This is a genomic window from Actinosynnema sp. NPDC059335 (genome assembly GCF_042752395.1).
Taxonomy (GTDB): domain Bacteria; phylum Actinomycetota; class Actinomycetes; order Mycobacteriales; family Pseudonocardiaceae; genus Actinosynnema.
Genome location: NZ_JBHYXZ010000288.1, coordinates 1 through 4,555, shown reverse-complemented (window position 1 = coordinate 4,555; position 4,555 = coordinate 1). Strand labels below are relative to the sequence as shown.

Below are 4,555 nucleotides of genomic sequence, written 5' to 3'. Positions count from 1 at the left end.
CAGTCGCAGCCCCGCCCCACCGCCGTTCCCGACAGCCCTACGAGCAGCGGGCGATGACCAGCTCGCGCACGCGCTTCGCGTCCGCCTGGCCCTTCGTCGCCTTCATCACCGCGCCGACGATCGCGCCCGCCGCGGCCACCTTGCCGTCGCGGATCTTCGCCGCCACGTCCGGCTGCGCCGCCAGCGCCTCGTCCACGGCCCGCTCCAGCACGGAGTCGTCGGACACGACCTTCAGGCCGCGCGCCTCGACCACCGCCTCGGGCTCCTCGCCGGTCTCCAGCACCACGCTGACCACCTCGCGGGCCAGCTTGTTCGTCAGCTCGCCGGCGTTCACCAGCGCGATCACCCGCGCGATCTGCGCCGGCGTGATGTTCAGCTCGGCCAGCTCCACGCCCCGGTTGTTGGCCTCCTTGGTCAGGTAGGCCGCCCACCACGACCGGGCCTCGGCGGGCGTCGCGCCCGCGTCGACCGTGGCCGCCACCAGGTCCACCGCGCCCGCGTTGACCAGGTCGCGCAGCTCGGCGTCGGTCAGCGACCACTCCTGCTGCACCCGCTTGCGGCGCTCCCACGGCAGCTCCGGCAGCGTCCCGCGCAGCTCCTCCACCCACTCGCGCGACGGCGCGACGGGCACCAGGTCCGGCTCCGGGAAGTACCGGTAGTCCTCCGCGGTCTCCTTCGTGCGACCCGACGACGTGCTGCCGGACGACTCGTCGAAGTGGCGCGTCTCCTGGGTGACCTTCCCGCCCGCGGCCAGCAGCGCCGCCTGGCGGGTCATCTCGAACCGCACCGCCCGCTCGACGCTGCGCAGCGAGTTCACGTTCTTCGTCTCGGTGCGGGTGCCGAACTCGGTCGCGCCCTTGGGCATCAGCGACACGTTCGCGTCGCACCGCAGCGAGCCCTGGTCCATCCGCACGTCCGACACGTCGAGCGCCTTCAGCAGGTCGCGCAACGCCGTCACGTACGCCCGCGCCACCTCGGGCGCGCGCTCGCCGGTGCCGGTGATCGGCTTGGTCACGATCTCGATCAGCGGCACGCCGGCGCGGTTGTAGTCGAGCAGCGAGTGCTCCGCGCCGTGGATGCGCCCGGTCGCGCCGCCCACGTGCAGCGACTTGCCGGTGTCCTCCTCCATGTGCGCGCGCTCGATCTCGACCCGGAACAGCGAGCCGTCGTCCAGCGTCACGTCGAGGTGGCCGTTGAACGCGATCGGCTCGTCGTACTGCGAGGTCTGGAAGTTCTTCGGCATGTCCGGGTAGAAGTAGTTCTTCCGGGCGAACCGGCACCACTCCGCGATCTCGCAGTTGAGCGCCAACCCGATCCGGATCGCCGACTCCACCGCCTTGCCGTTGACCGCGGGCAGCGCGCCGGGCAGGCCGAGGCAGGTCGGGCAGACCTGCGTGTTCGGCTCGCCGCCGAAGACGTTCGCGCAGCCGCAGAACATCTTGGTCCTGGTGTGCAGCTCGACGTGCACCTCCAGGCCCAGCACCGGGTCGAAGCGCTCGATGACCTCGGCGTAGTCCATCAGCTCGTCCACCGACGTCATGCCTTCCCGTCCTTCCGCAGACCCCGCACGGCCAGCGCCGCGCCGGTGATCGCCACCAGGATGCTCGCCGCCGCGTTCGCCAGCGCGAGCTTGTCGTTCTTGCCGCGGGCCGACTTCAGCGTGGAGAACGCGCTGGTGGCCGCGCCCGCGGCCCCGACCAGCGCGAGGAGCGTCCGAGCCTTCTTCATCGCGCACCCGCCAACTGCGGCACGCCGCTGAGCACCGGCGCGCCCAGGGCCGCGTCGCGCGCCGCCTCGTAGGCCGCCGCCACCCGGTACATGCGGTGGTCCTGCAACGCGGGGGCCATGATCTGCAGGCCCACCGGCAGGCCGTCCTCGTCGGACAGTCCGCTGGGGACGCTCATGGCGGCGTTGCCAGCGAGGTTCGCCGGGATCGTGCACAGGTCCGCCTGGTACATGGCGATGGGGTCGTTCGTGCGCTCGCCGATCCGGAACGCGGTCGTCGGCGTGGTCGGCGAGACCAGCACGTCCACGGTGGCGAACGCGGCGTCGAAGTCGCGGCTGATGAGCGTGCGCACCTTCTGCGCCGAGCCGTAGTAGGCGTCGTAGTAGCCCGACGACAGCGCGTACGTGCCGATCATGATGCGGCGCTTCACCTCGGGGCCGAACCCGGCCTCGCGGGTCAGCGACATGACCTCCTCGGCGCTGCGCGTGCCGTCGTCGCCCACCCGGATGCCGTAGCGCATCGCGTCGAACCGGGCCAGGTTGGACGACGCCTCGCTGGGCGCGATCAGGTAGTACGCGGGCAGCGCGTAGTCGAAGCTCGGGCACGACACCTCGACGACCTCCGCGCCGAGCTGCTTGAGCTGCGCCACGGCGGCCTCGAAGCTGCGCACCACGCCCGGCTGGTAGCCCTCGCCGGCGAACTGCGCGACCACGCCGACGCGCACGCCGGACAGGTCGCCGTTCGCGCCCTCGCGGGCCGCCGCGACCACCGGCGGCACGGGGGCGTTGATGGAGGTGGAGTCCATCGGGTCGTGGCCCGCGATGACCTCGTGCAGCAGCGCGGCGTCCAGCACCGTGCGGGCGCACGGGCCGGCCTGGTCCAGCGACGACGAGAACGCCACCAGCCCGTACCGGGAGACGCCGCCGTAGGTGGGCTTCACGCCGACCGTGGCGGTGACCGCGCCGGGCTGGCGGATCGAGCCGCCGGTGTCCGTGCCGATCGTCAGCGGGGCCTCGAACGCGGCCAGCGCCGCCGCCGACCCGCCGCCCGAGCCGCCGGGGATGCGGTCGGTGTCCCACGGGTTGCGGGTCGGGCCGTAGGCGGAGTTCTCGGTGGAGGAGCCCATCGCGAACTCGTCCATGTTGGTCTTGCCCAGGATCACCAGGCCGGCTTCCTTGAGCCGGCGGGTCACCGTGGCGTCGTAGGGGGGCACCCAGCCCTCGAGGATCTTCGAGCCGACCGTGGTCGGCACGCCCTCGGTGGTGAGCACGTCCTTCAGCCCGACCGGCACGCCGGCCAGCGGGCCGACGGGCGCGCCGGCGGCGATGTCCTCGTCGACCTTGCGGGCGGCGGCGAGCGCGCCCTCGGCATCGACGTGCAGGAACGCGTTGATCGTGCCGTCGACCTCGGCGATCCGGTCGAGGTGGGCCTGCGCGACCTCCACCGCGGAGACCTCGCGGCTCGCGATCTTGGCCGCCAGCTCGGCGGCGGTGCTGCGGATCAGACTGGTCATGATTCCGCCTCCGCGCGGAAGATAACGTCGGCGGTCATGCTTCCTCCCCCAGGATCCGGGGGACGCGGAAGCGGCCTTCCTCGGCGGCGGGGGCGCCCGCGAGCGCCTGCTGCTGACCGAGGCTGGGACGGACCACGTCCTCGCGGAACACGTTGGTCAGCGGAACGGCGTGCGAAGTGGGCGGGATGTCCGCGGTGGCGATGTCGCCCACCGTGGCCACCGACTGGAGGATCACGTCCAACTGGCCGGCGAACAGGTCCAGCTCGTCGTCGGTGACGGCGAGCCTCGCCAGGCGGGCCAGGTGCGCGACCTCGTCGCGGGAGATGCTGGGCACCTCGTCAACCCCCGTGGGTCGGATGTCGGATTTTGGACCTGCCGAGTCTATTGGCTGGTCAGGCGGGGCTCCGAGCGGGTTACCCGCGCCCGCGCGCGCAGGGGCGCGATTTTACCCGCGCGCAACGCGACTGGTGGGTCGGAAAGCGAAGCTGCGTCTGCGAGAATCATCGACCGGCGAGTTTCCACGTCGATGCTCCACCACAGCCGTTTGGAGGCGTGCACCGTGTCCTTCCTGATCCGGGTCCAGCTCCCGGACCGTCCCGGCACCCTGGGCGCGGTCGCCTCCGCGCTCGGCGAGATCGGGGCCGACATCCTCAGCGTGGACGTGGTGGAACGCGGGTCCGGCCTGGCCATCGACGACCTGGTGGTCGAGCTGCCCTCCGGGCGGCTGCCGGACGTGTTGATCACGGCCGCGGAGTCCATCGAGGGCGTCGAGGTGGACGCGGTGCGGCCGTACGCGGGCGTGCTGGACACCCACCGCGAGCTGGAGCTGGTGGAGGAGGTCGCGGAGGAGCCGTCGACCGGGCTGGCCGTGTTCACCGAGGGCGTGCCGAAGATCATCCGGGCCGGGTGGGCGGTGGTGGTGTCGTGGGACGGCAGTGCCGTGCACCGGCTGACCTCGTCGTCGGCCGCGCCCGAGACCAGGCTCGCGACCCCGCCGTGGCTGCCGCTGGCCCGTGCCACCGTGCTGGACGGCGAGGACGACTGGGTGCCCGAGACGTGGCGGCAACTGGGCACCGAACTGGCCGCGACCCCGTTGGGCAAGCCGGACCGGGTCCTGCTGGTGGGCCGTCCGGGCGGCCCGATGTTCCGCGCCGCCGAGGTCGCCCGCCTGGCCCACCTGGCCGGCATCGTCTCCGTCGTCCTCCCCGACTAACCGGCGTGTCCTACCTCCAGAACGCGCGTGTCCTACGTTCGGAACGCGCGTGTCCTACGTTCGCGTACCCCGAGTTGAACGCTCGGGACGGTCGATCTCGTTC

Annotated in this window: 5 protein-coding genes; 1 reads left to right on the top strand and 4 read right to left on the bottom strand. The window is 72.3% G+C overall.

From position 1 onward, the window contains the following. Positions 1 to 37: 37 nt before the first annotated feature. From gatB to gatC, 4 genes are read right to left on the bottom strand one after another with little or no spacing between them, the layout of a single operon-like run. The gene (gene gatB / locus ACFXGA_RS39675; RefSeq protein WP_378098193.1) at positions 38 to 1,540 is read right to left on the bottom strand and encodes an Asp-tRNA(Asn)/Glu-tRNA(Gln) amidotransferase subunit GatB; all 1,503 of its coding nucleotides are present in this window, start codon (positions 1,538 to 1,540) and stop codon (positions 38 to 40) included. Beyond that, the gene (locus ACFXGA_RS39670) at positions 1,537 to 1,728 is read right to left on the bottom strand and encodes a hypothetical protein (protein WP_378098190.1); all 192 of its coding nucleotides are present in this window, start codon (positions 1,726 to 1,728) and stop codon (positions 1,537 to 1,539) included. The genes gatB and ACFXGA_RS39670 overlap by 4 nt, the downstream gene beginning before the upstream one ends. Then, positions 1,725 to 3,239: an Asp-tRNA(Asn)/Glu-tRNA(Gln) amidotransferase subunit GatA gene (gatA, locus tag ACFXGA_RS39665; RefSeq protein ID WP_378098187.1), complete on the bottom strand. Its 1,515-nt coding sequence runs from the start codon at positions 3,237 to 3,239 to the stop codon at positions 1,725 to 1,727. Before gatA ends, ACFXGA_RS39670 begins: the two co-directional genes overlap by 4 nt. Before the next feature lie 34 nt (positions 3,240 to 3,273). Continuing rightward, positions 3,274 to 3,573: an Asp-tRNA(Asn)/Glu-tRNA(Gln) amidotransferase subunit GatC gene (gene gatC / locus ACFXGA_RS39660; RefSeq protein ID WP_015804727.1), complete on the bottom strand. Its 300-nt coding sequence runs from the start codon at positions 3,571 to 3,573 to the stop codon at positions 3,274 to 3,276. A 225-nt stretch (positions 3,574 to 3,798) separates the two neighbouring features. Between gatC and ACFXGA_RS39655 the strand changes: the two genes are divergently transcribed. After that, complete coding sequence (locus tag ACFXGA_RS39655) at positions 3,799 to 4,452, top strand: ACT domain-containing protein (RefSeq protein WP_378098182.1); 654 nt, start codon at positions 3,799 to 3,801, stop codon at positions 4,450 to 4,452. The last annotated feature ends 103 nt before the right edge of the window (positions 4,453 to 4,555 follow it).

Excerpts from the sequence above, each read along its gene's own strand:
- gatB (WP_378098193.1), bottom strand. The coding sequence starts at position 1,540 with ATGACGTCGGTGGACGAGCTGATGGACTACGCCGAGGTCATCGAGCGC.
- ACFXGA_RS39670 (WP_378098190.1), bottom strand. The coding sequence starts at position 1,728 with ATGAAGAAGGCTCGGACGCTCCTCGCGCTGGTCGGGGCCGCGGGCGCG.
- gatA (WP_378098187.1), bottom strand. The coding sequence starts at position 3,239 with ATGACCAGTCTGATCCGCAGCACCGCCGCCGAGCTGGCGGCCAAGATC.